The organism is Candidatus Blochmanniella vafra str. BVAF, from assembly GCF_000185985.2.
Lineage (GTDB): Bacteria > Pseudomonadota > Gammaproteobacteria > Enterobacterales > Enterobacteriaceae > Blochmanniella > Blochmanniella vafra.
In genome coordinates, this window is sequence record NC_014909.2 from 233,466 (window position 1) to 250,550 (window position 17,085).

Below are 17,085 nucleotides of genomic sequence, written 5' to 3' on the forward strand. Positions count from 1 at the left end.
AGTGTTGAATGGCAGCAAAAAAAATTAGGTGTGGAGATGAAGTTATTATGTTAAATGGAAAAGATAAAGGTAAAATTGGAAAGGTTCAATGTATTTTTTCTTTGAAGAATAGAGCTATGATTTCAGGAATAAATTTGATGAAAAAACATAAGAAACCAGTACCAGATAAAAACCAACCGGGAGGAATTTTTAAAAAAGAGGCATCTGTTGATTTGTCTAATATTGCGATATTCAATCCTGATTGTAAAAAAGCCGATAAAGTGGTGTTTAAAATAAAAGATGGAAAAAAAATAAGGGTTTTTAAATCTAGTGGCAATGTAATTAAATAATTTTTTGGAAATAATTGAGTTATGGCTAATAATTTTTATAGTTATTATAAAGATAATGTTGTATTTAATTTGATGGAGCAATTTAAATATAAATCTATAATGCAGGTTCCTAAAATAAGTAAAATTACTATTAATATGGGGTTAGGTCAGGTTGTTTTAAATAAGAAATTTTTGGAAAAATCAATATCAGATCTAACGATGATTTCAGGGCAAAAGCCAATTGTTACTAAAGCTAGAAAATCTATTGCCAGTTTTAAAATTAGACAGGGACAGCCAATAGGGTGTAAAGTGACTTTACGTAGAATGCGTATGTGGGAGTTTTTAGAAAGATTAATTGTTATTGCTATCCCTCGTATTAGAGATTTTAGGGGTTTATCGACTAAGTCTTTTGATGGATATGGTAACTATAGTATGGGAATACGAGAGCAGATAATCTTTCCAGAAATAAATTATGATACTGTTGATGGTATTAGAGGAATGGATATTACTATTACTACTAGTGCTAGTTCTGATAAAGAAGCATTTGCTTTATTGACGGCTTTTCGATTTCCATTGAAAAATTAGAATTAATTATATGTAGTGAGATAAGATATATAAAATTAAGAGGAGTATTGAGTGCAATGCCTAAGGAATCTGTAAAAGCACGAGACAAAAAACGTTTGAAATTAATTAATAAATATTATGCTAGGCGTCTTTTTTTAAAAAAAATTATTGTAAGCCATAATGCTACTAATGAAGATAAATGGAATGCTATGTTAAAATTGCAAACCTTACCTAGAGATTCTAGCCCATCTAGGTTACGTAATCGTTGTAAGCAAACTGGACGACCTCACGCTTTTTTAAGGAAATTTGGATTAAGTAGAATAAAGGTACGTGAAGCTGCTATGAGAGGTGAAATTCCTGGTTTAAGAAAATCTAGTTGGTAAAATTTTATGTCCAATCTAAATAAAATGTTTATTTTTATTATTGTTGCTGGAGAGTGATATAAAGATGAGTACTCAAGATCCTATTTCAGAAATGTTGACTGCTATACGTAATGCTCAAATATCTAAAAAAGATAAAGTTTGTCTTCCATCATCTAGTATTAAAGTTGCTATCATCAAGGTATTAACAGAAGAAGGATTTATAAAACAATATTTTGTACATGATGGAATTAAACCTATATTAGAGATATGTTTAAAATATTACCAATATAATAATCCAGTTATTGAGAGTATTAAGCGAGTAAGTCGACCTGGTTTACGAGTATATAGGAATAAGAGAAAAATACCTAAAGTTATGTCTGGAATGGGAGTAGTGATTATTTCTACTGCTAAAGGTGTGATGACTGATAAAAAAGCAAAACGGCTAAATATTGGCGGAGAAATAATTTGTTATGTATCGTGATGATTGTTGTGATATACCTGCTGTTGGTCAGTTGACTACTAATTATAGTAGAACTATTCCAATTCCTGATTCGATATTTGTAAGTTTAGTAGATCATTGTCTTATTGTGAAAGGCAAACTAGGAAAGTTGCATTGTCAACTGAATAAATATATTTGTGTACGATTTGATAATTCTAATAATATCATTGTATATACAACAAAATTTAAGCATGTGAATCATAAAGCTTTAGTTGGAACAATTAGTTCTTTAATTAACGGAATGTTCATAGGAGTTAGATTAGGATTTTTTAAAAAATTACAATTAGTAGGAATAGGATATAGGGCTGCTATTAAAAAAGGAAATGTAATTAGCTTGATAGTAGGGTTATCTCATCCTGTTAATTATATAATACCTGTAGGAGTAAATGCTCAGTGTGTAAATCAAACGGAAATTATTTTAAATAGTGCAAACAAACAACTTATCGGACAAGTTGCAGCAGATTTGAGAGCAATTAAACCCCCTGAACCATTTAAAGGTAAGGGAATTCGTTTTTCAAATGAAATAGTGCGTCATAAGGATGCTAAAAAACGGTAATTGCAAATAATATTGAAAGTATATAGTATATAAATGATATGAAAAATAATAAAAAAATTGCTAGGGTTAGAAGAGCAATGAAAATGAGAAAAAAACTAATCGAATTAAGGGTGTTGAGATTAGCAGTGTATAAGAGTTCTAAACATATTTATGCTCAAATTTTTTCGACAGATAATACTGAAGTATTAGTATCTGCTTCTACTGTGGAAAAAGAAATTTCAACTAAATTAGATATGACAGGAAATAAGAAAGCTGCATCTTTAGTAGGACAAGTAATAGCTGAAAGAGCTTTAAAAAAAGGTATTATGAATGTAGCTTTTGATCGATCAGGATTTAAATATCATGGTCGAGTTCAAGTTTTGGCTGATTGTGCCCGTCAATTTGGTTTAAAATTTTAAAATAATGTGATGTTGGCGTATTATGATTAGATACATTAATAAACAAAATTCCAATCTCAGTGAATTTAGAGAAAAATTAATTACGGTAAATCGTGTTTCTAAAACTGTTAAAGGTGGTCGAGTATTTAGTTTTGCAGCTTTAACTGTTGTTGGGAATTCTAATGGAAAAGTGGGTTTTGGTTATGGTAAGGCTCGAGAGGTGCCTTCCGCTATTCAAAAGGCTATGGAAAAAGCTAGGCATAATTTGATTGATGTCCCTTTTTTACGTACTGGAAGAACATTACAACATGCAATAGTAGGTGTATATACAGGAGCTCGTATTTATATGCAGCCTGCCTCTGAGGGTACTGGAATTATAGCTGGAGGAGCTATGCGCGCTATTTTGGAGGTAGTTGGGGTGCATAATGTGTTAGCAAAAGCGTATGGATCTACTAATCCTATTAATATTGTTAGAGCTACTGTGAATGCATTGAAAACTATGAAATCTCCTGAAATGATAGCAAAGAAACGAGGGAAATCTGTTGAATATATTTGTGGTTATTGTAATGAAAATAAGAAATAAAAATGATTAAAATCACTCAGATTAAGAGTTCTATTGGATGTGTGTTGAAGCATAAAGCAACTTTGCGTGGATTAGGATTACGTCGAATTGGGAGTACTGTGAGTAAAATGGATACTCCATCAGTTCGAGGTATGATTAATACAATTGCTTATATGGTTAAAGTAGAAGATGAATAAACATTTTAAAATGTCGTTACAGCTTAATAATATTAGTTCATCTCAAGGATCGAGATGTTTAAAAAAACGAGTAGGTCGAGGAATAGGGTCAGGATTAGGTAAGACTGGTGGAAGAGGTCATAAGGGTCAGAAATCTCGTTCTGGATGTAAAATAGGGGTTACTTTTGAAGGAGGTCAAACTGCTTTACATAGACGATTGCCAAAATTTGGATTTACATCCAAAAAAAAAATGATGACTAAAGCAATTACATTGTTAGATTTATCTCGTATTTCAGAGAATTTGATAGATTTAAATGTATTAAGAAAAAATAATATTATTGGAAACAAAATTAGATTTGTTAAAATTATTATGTCTGGTAAAATCAATAGAGCTGTTGTTATACGAAATATTCGAATAAGCAAAGGAGCTAAGACTTTGATACAAGTTGCAGGTGGAAGAATTGAGAGGGAGGAGAATAGTAAGTAATTATGATAATGGGAATGATTGATAAAAATCGCGCTATATTTGATTTTCAAAGTATAAAAGGTGGATTTTATGATTTAAAACGTAGGGTGTTGTTTTTAATTGGAGCGCTTATTATTTTTAGAATTGGATCATTTATTCCAATTCCTGGAGTGGATTTGATTGTTTTATCACAGATCTTACAAGAACAACAAGGCACTATTATAGAAATGTTAAATATGTTTTCTGGAGGATCTTTAAGTCGGGCATCTATTTTTAGTTTGGGAATTATGCCATATATTTCGGCATCAATTATTATACAATTGTTGACAGCAGTACATCCAGTTTTAATGGAAATTAAAAAAGAAGGTGAAAGTGGAAGACGAGTAATTAACCAATATATTAGATATGGAACATTAATATTAAGTACATTTCAGGCTGTAGGTATAGTAATTGGACTTCCAAATATTTCAGGGTTGGTTTTAAATCCGGGGTTCACTTTTTATTTTATAGCAGTTATTAGTCTTGTATCTGGAACTATTTTTTTAATGTGGTTAGGAGATCAAATTACAAATAGAGGTGTAGGTAATGGAATATCTATTATTATTTTTTCGGGTATTGTGGCTGGGTTACCTTCCGCTATAGGACACACTATAGAACAAGTTAGGCAGAATGAATTGCATTTTTTTATATTAATATTAATAATGTGTTTAATATTTAGTATTACATTTTTTGTGGTATTTATGGAAAAAGGACAGCGTAGAATTTTAGTGCATTATGCTAAACCTAAAAGACAACAAGGTCGTAGAATTTATGCAGCTCAAAATAGTACGCATTTACCTTTTAAGGTAAATATGGCTGGAGTAATTCCTGCAATTTTTGCGTCTAGTGTGATTTTATTTCCTAGTACTATTGTTTCTTGGTTTTGTAGTGGGTCAAGTAATTGCTATTGGTTAACTATGATGTCTATGTATTTACAACCTGGACAATTATTATATATTTTAATATATTCATCAGCCATAATATTTTTTTGTTTTTTTTATACATCTTTGGTGTTTAATCCACGTGAAACTGCTGATAATTTAAAAAAGTCAGGAGCTTTTGTTCCAGGAATAAGACCTGGGGAACAAACTTCAAAATATATTGATAAAATTATAGTACGTTTAACTTGTATTGGAGCAGTATACGTTACCTTCATTTGTTTAGTTCCAGAATTTATGAGAATTGCTATAAAAGTTCCATTTTACTTCGGGGGTACTTCTTTATTGATAGTAGTTGTAGTTATTATGGATTTTATGGCTCAAATACAAACGTTATTAATGTCTAGTCAGTATGAATCTGTATTAAAAAAAGCTAATTTAAAATATTATAGTTAGTTAATTTTTATTATTATATGTGTTAACATATTGAATGGTTTATTTTTATACCAAGATGGTAATAATGAATGAAAGTTAGGGCTTCAGTAAGAAAATTGTGTAGGCACTGTGTTGTTGTAAAGAGACGTAATGTGGTTAGAGTAATCTGTCGTGTTATTCCTAAACATAAGCAACGACAAGGGTAAATAAATTGTATTATAAAAATAATACAAGAATTTTTTTTATTGATTGGAGTAAGTAGTGGTACGTATAGTTGGGGTTAATGTTCCTGATCGTAAACATGCTGTGATTGCTTTAATGTCTATATATGGCATAGGTAAGTCTCTTGCTAAGGAAATTTGTTTAAACGTCGGTATAGATTTACATGTAAGGATTAATCAATTATCGGAAGAGAATATTGATAAATTGCGTGATGAAATTTCTAAATACGTTATAGAGGGGGATTTACGACGTGAAATTAATTTAAATATTAAAAGGTTAATTGATCTAGGTACTTATAGAGGATTACGTCATCGTAGAAGTTTACCAGTAAGGGGGCAAAGGACTAGAACGAACGCTAGAACTCGTAAGGGACCTAAGAAATTTACGAACAAACAGTAACGTTTATTTAAAGTTAATAAATACACAATAAAATGGTAGAAAATTTTAAAAAATGATTAAATCATCTTCTCTTAGATCGCGTAAACGAGTAAAAAAACAAATTACAGATGGTATTGCGCATATACATGCATCTTTTAACAATACTATTGTAACTATTAGTGATCGTCAAGGTAATACTTTAGGATGGGCTACTTCTGGTGGATCTGGTTTTAGAGGATCTAGAAAATCTACCCCGTTTGCCGCTCAAATAGCAGCAGAAAGATGTGCTGACATAGTACAAGAATATGGTGTAAAAAATTTGGAGGTTATGGTCAAGGGGCCTGGTCCAGGCAGGGAATCTGCAGTTCGTGCATTGAATGCATCAGGCTTTAATATAATAAGTATTACTGATGTTACTCCTATTCCTCATAATGGTTGTAGGCCTTCTAAAAAACGTCGAGTTTAAATAAATTGATAAGTATGTTTCTATTATTAAAGAAGGATAATATATGGCAAAATATTTGGGCCCCAAATTGAAATTAAGTCGACGGGAAAATACCGATCTTTTTTTAAAATCTGGGATTAGGTCTATTGATTCTAAGTGTAGATTTGAACATTCTCCGGGACAACATAATATTCGTAAAGCTCGATATTCTGATTACGGAATGCAACTGAGAGAAAAACAAAAGGTTAAGCGCATATATGGTATATTAGAACGGCAGTTCGTCAATTATTATAAGAAAGCTGCCCGTATTAAAGGAAATACTGGTGAAATTTTATTGCAATTATTAGAAAGTAGATTAGATAATGTTGTATATCGTATGGGGTTTGGCTCGACAAGAGCTGAATCAAGGCAGTTGGTTAGCCATAAATCTGTTGTAGTAAATGGCCGTGTTGTAAATATACCATCTTATCAGGTTATGTCAGATACTGTTATTCAAATAAGTACTCGATCTAAACATCAAACTAGGATTCATGCTGCTTTAGAAATTGCTGAACAACAACGGGAGCGTGTATTGTGGATTGAAGTTGATTCTATAAAATTAAAAGGTTTTTTTAAACGACGGCCTGAACGCAGTGAATTATCTGCAAATATTGATGAACATTTAATTGTTGAATTATATTCAAAGTAAATTCAACTCAGTATTAGATTGAGATTGCACAGAGGTAATTATGCAGAGTCCTGAAAAGGAGTTTTTAAAACCGAGGTTAATAAATATAGAAAAAATTTCTGAAGTACATGCCAAAATTACTTTAGAACCGTTAGAAAGAGGTTTTGGTCATACGTTAGGGAATGCCTTACGTCGTGTTTTGTTATCTTCTATGCCTGGATGCGCAGTAACAGAAGTTGAAATTGACGGAGTGTTACATGAATATGGGATAAAAGAAGGTATTCGGGAGGATGTTTTAGAAATTTTGCTTAATTTAAAGACATTGGCAATTGCAATTGAAGGCAAAGATAGTATGATATTATCTTTAAAGAAATCTGGAGTGGGTCCGGTAGTGGCAAGTGATATTTTGTATGATAGCAGTATTGTTAAAATAGTTAATCCAGCACATGTTATTTGTGTTATAACAGATGATCATGCAATTTTAAGTATGCGTATTAAAGTTCAACGTGGTAGAGGTTATGTGCCAGCTTTTTCTAAGTTTAATTCTATTCTTGATGAACAGCAGACGGCAATACCAATCGGCCGATTGGTATTAGATGCATGTTATAGTCCTGTAGAAAGAGTGTCTTACACTGTAGAGGCAGCTCGAGTTGAAAAGCGTACAGATTTAGATAAATTAATTATTGATATGGAAACAAATGGAACAATAGATCCTGAAGAAGCTATTCGCCGAGCCGCTACTATTTTATCTGATCAATTATCTACATTTATTGATTTAAATAATGTTTATCAACCTGAAATTAAAGAAGATAAGCCAGAGTTTGATCCTGCTTTATTACATCTTGTTGATGATTTAGAATTAACTGTACGTTCAGCGAATTGTTTAAAAGCTGAATCTATTCACTATATAGGAGATTTAGTTCAAAAGACAGAGGTAGAGTTATTAAAAACTCCTAATTTAGGAAAAAAATCTTTAACTGAAATAAAAGATGTATTGGCTTCTAGGGGATTATCTTTGGGTATGTGTTTAGAAAAATGGCCTCCAAAAAGTTTTACTGATCGGTAATAGCAATAAATTTAATTTCATTTAATATAATTTAAAGTTAGAAAATTTTGTTATGAAACATCGCAAAAAAATTTTTAAATTAAATAAAAATAGTTCTCATCGAAAAGCTATATTTAAAAATATGGTAATTTCATTGATTACACATACTATAATTAAAACTACTTTATCTAAAGCTAAAGTATTGCGACAAATTGTTGAACCTATAATTACTAGAGGTAAACTAGATACAGTTTCAAATAGGAGATTAGTTTTTTCTAAAATTAGAAATGATGATGTTGTTAGTAAGTTATTCACTAAGGTTAGTCCTCATTTTTTGAATAGATCTGGAGGATATACTCGCATATTAAAATGTGGTTTTAGAAAAGGTGATAATGCGCCTATGGCATATATAGAATTGATTGACAGAAATAAAATTTCACAATCATAAAATTAAATTTTTTTTTCATTTTAGCACAGCATTAATAGGAAACCATAACGAGTATGAATTTAAAAGACATTTAACAGGGGTTTTTTTCTTACCTGGTATTTGTAATATGGTAAGTATAATTGTGCCATTTCCGGTAGCAACATAAATCCCCTTGGAATTGATTTTTAATATGGTTCCAGGAGTAAGAAAAGAATATGAATGTAGGTTATCATTTCTTAGTAAGGAATGAAAAGGATGAGAAGGGTGAGGCTTGGTGGTGGTGATAGAAGAATTATTATTGATTTCGGCCCCCCATACCTTGATACGTTTTGTTTTTAACTGAAAGTAACTGATGGGCCATGGATTAAAAGCTCGAATACGCCTTTCTAACTCCTCTGCTGAATTTTTCCAATTAATACGAGCTTCTAACTTACTTACTTTAGGTGCGTAAGTTGCATATAACGGATTTTGAGGTATGTTTTTGCATGTGCCCATTGTTATATGGTGCATTGTTTGTAATAGTGCTACAGATCCTATATAAGCTAATTTCTTGCAAAGAGAATAGCTAGTCTCTTTTGGTAAAATCTTACAGGATTGAGTATATAAAATATTACCAGTATCTATCCCAGAGTCTATTTGGATAATAGATATTCCTGTTATAATGTCTCCGTGTTCTAATGCTCTCTGTATTGGAGCAGGCCCCCTCCAACGCGGTAATAATGAACCATGTACATTGATGCATCCTAACTTAGGAATGCTTAATATTTCTTTGCTTAAAATTAAACCATACGATACAACTATTATTATATCTATGTTACGGTGTTTGATTATTTGTAAGATTTGAAACATAGATAGAGTGTTGGATTGAAATAAAGGTAAGTTGTACGTTCGTATTATATGATATATTGAGAAATAATGTTGTGTTTTTTTATTTAGAATTTGGGGTTCTTGAGTAAAGATTGCAATTATTGTATGTGCAGAACAATTTATTAATGTGTATAAATGATATGCAGCAAATTCGCCTGTTCCAAAAAAAACGATACGTAATATTTGTTGTAGTTGAAATTTCATAAATTTTATGTAAATTTGTTGAATAGTTTAAATAAAAAATTTATTTATTTAATAATTTAGTCCATTTTTGGATTTTTTTATTAATTCTTTTAATTTTAAGTGGAGATAAATAATCAATAAATAACTTACCTAGTAAATGATCTATTTCATGTTGAATACAAACTGATAATAAATCAGTTGCTGTTATTTCAAATATATTTCCATCTTGATTTAATGATCTAACTATTATTTGTTTTGATCTAGGAATAGATTCTTTAATTTTTGGAATAGACAAACATCCTTCTACAGTATGAATAATACCTATTTTTTTTATAATAATGGGATTAATAAATACTAAACGTTGTGTAATATTTTGATATAAATCAATAACAATTATTTGTTGATCAATATCAACTTGTGTTGCTGCTAAACCAATCCCTTGTTGAGCGTACATAGTGTCAAACATATCGAATATTATTCGTTTAGTATGTTTTGAAATTTTAGAAACAAACTTTGCAGTTTTTCTAAGTCTTTTGTCTGGGTAATGTAGTATTTTTAATATAGACATAGTATCTGTTTTGGTTGACAAAAAACATCAAAAAATTTTAAAAATTTGTTTCAATAAATTAACATATATTTATGATTTTGAATATAAAAAATATAGAATGAAATTACGTATTTGTATTAGTTTATTTTAAGATTAAAATATAAATTTTTAATAAATAAAAATTTTTATTTTATATAATAATAATGTTTTTGATAGAATAATAAATTTATTAATAAAAATAGATACACATGCATTAAATAATTAAACATTTTTATTTTTATAAAATAAAATATATAAGATATGGCGTTATGCTGACTATCTATTGACACAGTCATATTTTTGCAACACACTTTAATATATTAAAAAATGATAATTAATTCTATTACTGAATATAGTATTAAAAATTTATCTATGCAGTTGAAAAAGAATAGAGTGATAATATATCCAACAGAATCAGTATTTGGGTTAGGATGTAATCCTGATAGCGAAAGTGCAATACGTACTTTATTAAAAATAAAGCGTCGATCATGGAAAAAAGGGTTAATTTTGGTTGCTGCTAATTATTCTCAACTTTTAAAATATGTTGATGATCGATTATTAAGTGATAATCAACGATTACTAGTTTTTTCTACTTGGCCAGGACCGGTAACATGGGTATTTCCAGCTCGAGTTGGTACTCCATATTGGTTAACTGGCCAATTTTCTTCTATCGCGGTACGAGTAAGTGATTTTAAACCAATACGGTATCTTTGTTTAGATTTTGGAAAACCTTTAGTATCTACTAGTGCAAATTTATCGGGATATCCTCCTGCTCGTACTGTCATAGAAGTTCATAATCAATTTAGGTATTATAACTTACCTATAATGCATCACAATGTGTTAGGATTACCTTGCCCTTCAGAAATTCGAGATGTTGTTTCTGGAAGAATTATTCGTAAATAATTTTATTTGTATGTATGGAGGTCAAATTGAGTGCTTTTGCCGTTTTTGGAAATCCAATCAAACATAGTAAATCAGCAGAAATTTATTCTTTATTTGCAAAAGAAATAGGAATCTCTAGTAAATATGATTTAAGGTTAGTATCTAAAATAGAAGATTTTGATATTGTTGTACGTAATTTTTTTGATACAGGAGGATTAGGAGCAAATTTTACTGTTCCTTTTAAAGAACGCGCCTTTTTTTTATGTAATCAATTAACTGATCGAGCGCTTATGGCTAACGCTGTAAATACCATAAAAAAAAGATCTGATAATTCTTTATTAGGAGATAATACAGATGGAATAGGATTGATGAATGATTTAAAACGTTTATGTTGGCTTGATTTTGATGATTCAATTATTGAAATGAATGAAAATAAAAATTTGTCTAGTCGAAAAAGTGATACTCATATTTTATTAATTGGAGCTGGAGGTGCTGCAAGAGGTATTATTCCGATGTTATTAAATATTAAAGGGTGCTACATTAATGTAGTAAATAGAACTTTATTGAATGCTCAAAAATTAGTTTATTATTATCATAGCATAGGATGTCAAAATATATCTTATATTGATATTAATAAATTAAAATTCCATCATGGATATAATATAAAAAAATATGATCTTATTATTAATGCTTCTTCTAGTAGCATGAGTCATGTTATTCCAATGATTCCATCGTTTTTAGTTAGTTGTTTTACTAAATGTTATGATGTTTTTTATCAAAATCAAGATACTGTATTTATAACATGGTGTAAAAAACATGGATCAAATTATTGTTCAGATGGATTAGGGATGCTGGTAGAGCAAGCAGCATATGCATTTTATTTGTGGCATAATATATTTCCTTCTGTTAAATCGGTAATTGATTTTTTAAAATCAAAAAATTATGTATGACGTAAATAAATAAAAGTTTTTTATCTTTTTGTATACGTAAATGTATATTGAATATGAATATAATAAAATTAATGATTTGATTTATGTTCAAAAAAAGAGGATAATAGAAAGAGCCATAATATTTTTTAAAAGGTCGGGTTGATATTGAATGATTTTTAACTTGGTGGCATTAGCGCGATAGAACCACCTGATTCCATTTCGAACTCAGAAGTTAAATGTCGTGGTACCGATGGTAGTGTGAGGAATCCTCATGCGAGAGTAGGGGGCTGCCAAGTTGTTTCTATAAAAATGGGGTATGTTAATTAAAATATTTTTATTCTGATTATTACAGTATAATGTGAAATCTGAATTTTATTAACGAAATCAATGGAGTTTAAGGTTGGGAAGTATGTTCTATATTATAGAAAATATAATTTAAGAATTCATGTTTATAATGATGTGTTTGGTGTATTACATTATGTGTATTTAAATGCATCGATTATTGAAATTTTTATGGGTATAAATCCTTTTTATTTCTTAGGTTTCTGAAAATTTTCCATTCTTTTCCTGTTTTAGGAAAACAATTTAACGCATATTTTAAGTTTTTGTTGTTATTATTACAACGGAAAAAAAGATTAATTTTTAGTTCTAATGCTAATGTCATTGGGGCAAAGATTCTTTGTTGTCTTCTGTGTAATGTGGTAATTTTTTTATTATACTTAACAATTTCTGGATCTTCAGGTAATATAGAAAGTGCGAAATTAAGGTTTGATAAAGTATATTCATGCCCAGGGTAAAGTTCGGTATTTTCTGGAAAGCATTGAATTTTTAAAAAAGATTGATACATATGTCTTATTAACCCAGTTTGGACCTTTCCACACCCAGCAGAAAATAAAGTATCTCCAGTAAATAACCAAGAGTTGTAATAAAATCCAATATGATTCAGTGTGTGTCCTGGCAAACCGATCACCATAACTTTTTTATTTAGTAAAAAAAATTCGTCTTTATCTGAAACTGTTACTAGTTTAGTACCTGTATTGAGGATATCTATAGGGCCATAGATTTGAACGTTTGGAAAATGTTTTATTAACTCATATATACCGTTAATATGATCATGATGATTATGAGTTAATAATATTGCTTTTAAAATAAGTTTTAATTTATTAAGTATTTTTAATACTTGTACAAACTCTCCAGGATCAACTATTATGCATTCATTTAATTGATTATATATCACCCAAATATAATTAGTTTTTAAAGTGAGAATTGTAATAATTTTCATTGAGGTTATTATTCAGAATAAAAATATTTATTTTTTAAATTTAGTTAAGTTACAATACTATCGTAATAGTGTTAGCAAAGTTTTAATGTGTGTAATGATTGCGCCTTTAAATATATTAAATCTTTTTTAAATTTAAGATATAAATGAAATTTTTGTAAAGGTATTTTTATACTTTTTTAAAATTATAAGAAATTATTTTAATTTAAGTGATGATATTATTATCATATAATATAATTGGGCTGTTATCATAATCTTTATTTAAAGGGTGTTTAGCAGCTTTTCGAGCTAATTGATCGCACCGTTCATTACTTGGATGTCCGGTATGACTTTTTAACCAATGCCAATTTTTGATACTATGAGAATGTATTGCTGAATTTAAACGACGCCATAAATCTATATTTTTTATTAATTTTTCTTCAGCAGTTTTCCAATGATGTTTTTTCCAAATGTGAATCCATTGAGTAATACCAATCAATAAATATTGACTATCACTATACAGAGTTACTTGACAAGGATTTTTAAGTGATTCTAGAGCAATAATTGCTGCCATTAGTTCCATTCGATTGTTAGTAGTAAGATAATATCCAGCACTAAATTCTTTTTTATATTGTTTATAACGTAATATTGCAGCGCAACCACCTGGGCCTGGGTTTCCAAGACATGATCCGTCAGTAAAAATTTCTATTTGTTTATGCATACTTAATGTATTATAGTGTAATTTAAACAAATAATCGTGGTATAAAAACAGGAATTATGAATATCAATACTACAAGATATGTGATTTTAGATACAGAAACCACCGGAATGAATAAATTTGGAATTCATTATGAAGGGCACAAAATTATTGAAATTGGTGCAGTCGAAATAATCAACCGTAGTTTAACAAAAAATAAATTTCATGTTTATTTAAATCCCAATAGACCTGTTGATTCTGAAGCTTTCAAAATACATGGAATTAGTGATCGGTTTTTAAAAGATAAACCAGTTTTTTCAGATATTTCAAATAAATTTTTATCATTTATTTGTGGTAGTAATTTAGTTATTCATAATGCATCATTTGATGTTGGTTTTTTAAATTTTGAATTAAGAGAAACAAATTTGAAGTATAAAACTCTTGAAACTTATTGTTCTATTATTGATAGTTTAAAGTTAGCTCGTAATTTATTTCCAGGTCAACGTAACAGTTTGGATGCATTATGTGAACGTTATTTTATTGATATTAGTCAACGTAATTTGCACAATGCATTAATTGATGCTCAGATTTTGGCTTATGTGTTTTTAGCCATGACTGGGGGTCAGACAGAAATGCAATTAACTAATGATATTATAAATTTGGATAAAAATACATCTGTTCTTAGTGATATGCAACGCTCATATAATGTAGATACTCAAGAAATAAAGTCTTTAAATATTATTTATGCTACTGTAGAAGAAAAGACAAATCATAATAGATATTTAGAATTAATAGAAAAACAGAGTGGTAAATGTTTATGGAAGAAATGTAATTGATAATATGTTGTTTTGTAAAAAAGTATAAATATCATTAAATTTATGGTGTTTTTATTTTATAGAAATTAGAGTTGAATCATATTTATTCTATATATAGAATAGATTGGATGATATGGATTTTTGTTTATTTTTGGGGGATATTATGTATGGTAATTTAATTTTTAATGAATTTAATAAAATTATAGGTATGATGAAAATTTTTTTGAAAAATAGTAATGGTGTTGATGAAATATTAATATCTGCGAAACTGATTTCAGATGCGTTTAAGCTGGGCGGAAAAGTATTATCTTGTGGAAATGGTGGATCACTTTGTCATGCTATGCATTTTGCAGAAGAATTAACTGGACGTTATCGTGAAAATAGAATAGGATATCCAGCAATAGCTATATCTGATCCATCTTATTTATCATGTGTAAGTAATGATTTTGGCTATGAAAATGTTTTTTCTCGTTATGTTAAATCTATAGGGAATAAAAAAGATGTATTGTTAGCGATTTCTAGTTCTGGGGAATCAGTAAATATTTTAAATGCTATAGAAGAAGCGCATAATATAGGAATGAAAGTAATTTTTTTAACTAGAGAAAGTAAACTAAAAAATAAATTTTCTAGTTATGTTGATGTAGAAATTTGTGCTCCTTTTTCAAGACATTTGGATCATATTCAGGAAATGCATATGAAAATTATTCATGTACTTGTCTTAATAATAGAAAAAGAAATGTTATCTACTGTTTAAAATATATATTTTAAACAGTAGATAACATTTCTTTTTCTATTATTAAGAAATCTCCATATTTTAATTTTATTATATATAGATAGGTTTAGATTTTGTTGTTAATTTATGCCGATATAGCTATAATTGGAAGAGCAGTGCATTCGTAATGCAAAGGGTATAGGTTCGAATCCTATTATCGGCATAAAAGATTATGCCTATAATAATGTGTTTGTAATAACAAAGGATATATTATAATGATATTGTATACATCATATACCTCAATTTATTATATATTTAAATTTTAATAAAAATAAAATATAAAAAAGAAATTTTATTAAAATAAAATTTGTGTGTTATATGTACGGTAATAAGGTGAATCTGTCTCAATTATTATAATTGAGACAGATTGTTGGATAAATATTCTTCTACACTTTTTTGTGATGCATGTAGACCTGATTTATTTTTATTCCATTGAGCAGGACACAAAAGTCCGTGGGTTTCATGAAATTGAATAGCATCAACCATTCTAATCATTTCATCAAAATTTCTTCCAAATGGCAAATCATTAACAACTTGATGACGTATTATACCTGATTTATCTATTAAGAAAGAGGCGCGTAATCCCACTCCTTTGCTAGAGTGTTCTATTCTATACTTTTTGATTATTTCTCTTTTTACATCAGATACCATTGGATACTGTACAAATCCAATTCCACCTTTATTTACTGGTAATTGTCTCCAAGCATTATGTACAAATACAGAATCTATAGAAACGCCAATAACTTCTACCTCTCTGTTCTGAAACTCGAAATAACGTTTGTCGCACGCAATAAGTTCTGATGGACAGACAAAAGTGAAGTCCATTGGCCAAAAAAAGACTACTGATTTTTTATTTTTAATATGTTGAAATAAATTGAAATTATCAATTATTTTGCCATCATTTAATACGGCAGGCGCAGTAAAATCAGGAGCGCTATAACTAACTAACATAATTTTTCCTCTTTATAATATTTATTAATACATTTTGTTTATTTTTTAGATATTAATTTTTTAACTAATTTTACTATCATGATTATAATAAAAATATGTTTAATTGCATATATACACATGCAAAAATTTATTTTTACATATAAATGCCTTGCTATTTTTGTTGTTGATAAGAATTGATTTATTTATTTAAATACCCCAATATTATTATATTATATTTGTATATCATAATCATTCAGGTAAAAATGAATTTAAAATTAAAAGTATAATGGAAATAATAATTTTAAATTTATTTAACCTACAGAGTGTATATTCAACTATCCTAGTCTCAAAAGAAATGAATGTTAATAATTATAGGTAAATCAAGTAAATGATAATAATTTACATTATTTTTCAGATCTTTCCAACAAATTATCTAGAGAATTTGTTAATATTTGATGATATTTAATTAATTCCAGAAAGACTGTATGAATTCTACAATTTAGTAAAAAAGTTATAATACTGATATATAAAACATATGTAGAGAGAGAGTAATAATAAAGATTTTGCTTACATCTTCAAGCTTATTGGATTATTGTAACGAGGTTTAAAATGGGTTTGGAAAAAGAATTAAATGGATTTAATGCATATCATGAGAATTTATAATTGTACTTATAATACATTACTGAAATTTATTTTAATAATGTAATAAATATTATTATTGTATATACATATTAAATATATGTTAGACACAATTCCTATT

25 protein-coding genes, 1 tRNA gene and 1 rRNA gene are annotated in these 17,085 nt (G+C 28.7%); 22 read left to right on the forward strand and 5 right to left on the reverse strand.

The window, feature by feature from the left end:
* Positions 1–8: 8 nt before the first annotated feature.
* The 16 genes from rplX (at position 9) to rplQ (ending at position 8,427) form a co-directional block, all read left to right on the forward strand.
* Positions 9–329 (forward strand): 50S ribosomal protein L24, encoded by a 321-nt coding sequence (gene rplX, locus BVAF_RS01000; RefSeq protein ID WP_013516529.1) that lies wholly within the window; start codon positions 9–11, stop codon positions 327–329.
* A 21-nt stretch (positions 330–350) separates the two neighbouring features.
* Positions 351–893 (forward strand): 50S ribosomal protein L5, encoded by a 543-nt coding sequence (gene rplE / locus BVAF_RS01005; RefSeq protein ID WP_013516530.1) that lies wholly within the window; start codon positions 351–353, stop codon positions 891–893.
* 56 nt (positions 894–949) lie between these two features.
* Complete coding sequence (rpsN, locus tag BVAF_RS01010) at positions 950–1,255, forward strand: 30S ribosomal protein S14 (RefSeq protein WP_013516531.1); 306 nt, start codon at positions 950–952, stop codon at positions 1,253–1,255.
* Between the two features lie 64 nt (positions 1,256–1,319).
* Positions 1,320–1,715, forward strand: coding sequence for a 30S ribosomal protein S8 (gene rpsH, locus BVAF_RS01015; RefSeq protein WP_013516532.1), 396 nt, complete (start codon positions 1,320–1,322; stop codon positions 1,713–1,715).
* Positions 1,705–2,289, forward strand: coding sequence for a 50S ribosomal protein L6 (gene rplF / locus BVAF_RS01020; protein WP_083826949.1), 585 nt, complete (start codon positions 1,705–1,707; stop codon positions 2,287–2,289). The genes rpsH and rplF overlap by 11 nt, the downstream gene beginning before the upstream one ends.
* A 38-nt stretch (positions 2,290–2,327) precedes the next feature.
* A complete protein-coding gene (rplR, locus tag BVAF_RS01025; RefSeq protein WP_013516534.1) occupies positions 2,328–2,687 on the forward strand; it encodes a 50S ribosomal protein L18 in 360 nt (119 codons plus the stop codon).
* Positions 2,688–2,712: 25 nt separating this feature from the next.
* Positions 2,713–3,249 carry a 30S ribosomal protein S5 gene (gene rpsE / locus BVAF_RS01030; protein WP_044026170.1) on the forward strand — a complete coding sequence of 179 codons (537 nt, stop codon included), beginning with the start codon at positions 2,713–2,715 and terminating at the stop codon, positions 3,247–3,249.
* Positions 3,250–3,251: 2 nt separating this feature from the next.
* Positions 3,252–3,425, forward strand: a complete 174-nt coding sequence (gene rpmD, locus BVAF_RS01035; protein ID WP_013516536.1) for a 50S ribosomal protein L30 — start codon at positions 3,252–3,254, stop codon at positions 3,423–3,425.
* Positions 3,426–3,435: 10 nt separating this feature from the next.
* Positions 3,436–3,891 (forward strand): 50S ribosomal protein L15, encoded by a 456-nt coding sequence (gene rplO / locus BVAF_RS01040; protein WP_013516537.1) that lies wholly within the window; start codon positions 3,436–3,438, stop codon positions 3,889–3,891.
* Between the two features lie 14 nt (positions 3,892–3,905).
* Positions 3,906–5,243, forward strand: a complete 1,338-nt coding sequence (gene secY / locus BVAF_RS01045) for a preprotein translocase subunit SecY (protein WP_044026171.1) — start codon at positions 3,906–3,908, stop codon at positions 5,241–5,243.
* A gap of 68 nt (positions 5,244–5,311) precedes the next feature.
* On the forward strand, positions 5,312–5,428 hold the full coding sequence (gene rpmJ, locus BVAF_RS03180) for a 50S ribosomal protein L36 (RefSeq protein WP_013516539.1): 117 nt from the start codon (positions 5,312–5,314) through the stop codon (positions 5,426–5,428).
* 55 nt (positions 5,429–5,483) lie between these two features.
* Complete coding sequence (rpsM, locus tag BVAF_RS01050) at positions 5,484–5,843, forward strand: 30S ribosomal protein S13 (protein WP_013516540.1); 360 nt, start codon at positions 5,484–5,486, stop codon at positions 5,841–5,843.
* Between the two features lie 52 nt (positions 5,844–5,895).
* On the forward strand, positions 5,896–6,288 hold the full coding sequence (rpsK, locus tag BVAF_RS01055; protein ID WP_013516541.1) for a 30S ribosomal protein S11: 393 nt from the start codon (positions 5,896–5,898) through the stop codon (positions 6,286–6,288).
* A gap of 43 nt (positions 6,289–6,331) precedes the next feature.
* A complete protein-coding gene (gene rpsD, locus BVAF_RS01060; protein WP_013516542.1) occupies positions 6,332–6,955 on the forward strand; it encodes a 30S ribosomal protein S4 in 624 nt (207 codons plus the stop codon).
* Positions 6,956–6,995: 40 nt separating this feature from the next.
* Complete coding sequence (locus BVAF_RS01065) at positions 6,996–8,000, forward strand: DNA-directed RNA polymerase subunit alpha (protein ID WP_013516543.1); 1,005 nt, start codon at positions 6,996–6,998, stop codon at positions 7,998–8,000.
* Positions 8,001–8,052: 52 nt separating this feature from the next.
* Positions 8,053–8,427, forward strand: coding sequence for a 50S ribosomal protein L17 (gene rplQ / locus BVAF_RS01070; RefSeq protein WP_013516544.1), 375 nt, complete (start codon positions 8,053–8,055; stop codon positions 8,425–8,427).
* A gap of 15 nt (positions 8,428–8,442) precedes the next feature.
* Here the strand turns inward: rplQ and fmt are convergent, their stop codons facing one another.
* Entirely contained in the window at positions 8,443–9,477 is a 1,035-nt protein-coding gene (fmt, locus tag BVAF_RS01075; RefSeq protein ID WP_013516545.1) for a methionyl-tRNA formyltransferase, read from the reverse strand.
* A 40-nt stretch (positions 9,478–9,517) separates the two neighbouring features.
* A complete protein-coding gene (def, locus tag BVAF_RS01080) occupies positions 9,518–10,024 on the reverse strand; it encodes a peptide deformylase (protein WP_013516546.1) in 507 nt (168 codons plus the stop codon).
* Between the two features lie 345 nt (positions 10,025–10,369).
* Here def and tsaC point away from each other — a divergent pair, with 345 nt between their 5' ends.
* From tsaC to rrf, 3 genes are all read left to right on the forward strand, one after another.
* Positions 10,370–10,945, forward strand: coding sequence for an L-threonylcarbamoyladenylate synthase type 1 TsaC (gene tsaC / locus BVAF_RS01085; RefSeq protein WP_013516547.1), 576 nt, complete (start codon positions 10,370–10,372; stop codon positions 10,943–10,945).
* Positions 10,946–10,971: 26 nt separating this feature from the next.
* The gene (aroE, locus tag BVAF_RS01090; RefSeq protein ID WP_013516548.1) at positions 10,972–11,874 is read left to right on the forward strand and encodes a shikimate dehydrogenase; all 903 of its coding nucleotides are present in this window, start codon (positions 10,972–10,974) and stop codon (positions 11,872–11,874) included.
* A 159-nt stretch (positions 11,875–12,033) separates the two neighbouring features.
* Positions 12,034–12,149, forward strand: a 5S ribosomal RNA gene (gene rrf, locus BVAF_RS01095).
* 215 nt (positions 12,150–12,364) lie between these two features.
* On the opposite strand, the gene gloB is transcribed toward rrf, so the two are convergent.
* Both gloB and rnhA read right to left on the reverse strand, forming a co-directional pair.
* Positions 12,365–13,135 carry a hydroxyacylglutathione hydrolase gene (gene gloB, locus BVAF_RS01100; protein WP_013516549.1) on the reverse strand — a complete coding sequence of 257 codons (771 nt, stop codon included), beginning with the start codon at positions 13,133–13,135 and terminating at the stop codon, positions 12,365–12,367.
* Between the two features lie 202 nt (positions 13,136–13,337).
* Positions 13,338–13,832 (reverse strand): ribonuclease HI, encoded by a 495-nt coding sequence (rnhA, locus tag BVAF_RS01105; RefSeq protein WP_013516550.1) that lies wholly within the window; start codon positions 13,830–13,832, stop codon positions 13,338–13,340.
* A gap of 56 nt (positions 13,833–13,888) precedes the next feature.
* Here rnhA and dnaQ point away from each other — a divergent pair, with 56 nt between their 5' ends.
* The 3 genes from dnaQ to BVAF_RS01120 all read left to right on the forward strand — a co-directional run bounded on the left by dnaQ (position 13,889) and on the right by BVAF_RS01120 (position 15,558).
* Complete coding sequence (gene dnaQ, locus BVAF_RS01110) at positions 13,889–14,644, forward strand: DNA polymerase III subunit epsilon (protein ID WP_013516551.1); 756 nt, start codon at positions 13,889–13,891, stop codon at positions 14,642–14,644.
* Between the two features lie 142 nt (positions 14,645–14,786).
* On the forward strand, positions 14,787–15,377 hold the full coding sequence (gene lpcA / locus BVAF_RS01115; protein WP_013516552.1) for a D-sedoheptulose 7-phosphate isomerase: 591 nt from the start codon (positions 14,787–14,789) through the stop codon (positions 15,375–15,377).
* 107 nt (positions 15,378–15,484) lie between these two features.
* Positions 15,485–15,558: transfer RNA gene (locus BVAF_RS01120), tRNA-Thr, on the forward strand.
* 188 nt (positions 15,559–15,746) lie between these two features.
* Here BVAF_RS01120 and BVAF_RS01125 read toward each other — a convergent pair.
* Complete coding sequence (locus BVAF_RS01125; protein WP_013516553.1) at positions 15,747–16,346, reverse strand: peroxiredoxin C; 600 nt, start codon at positions 16,344–16,346, stop codon at positions 15,747–15,749.
* Between the last annotated feature and the right edge of the window lie 739 nt (positions 16,347–17,085).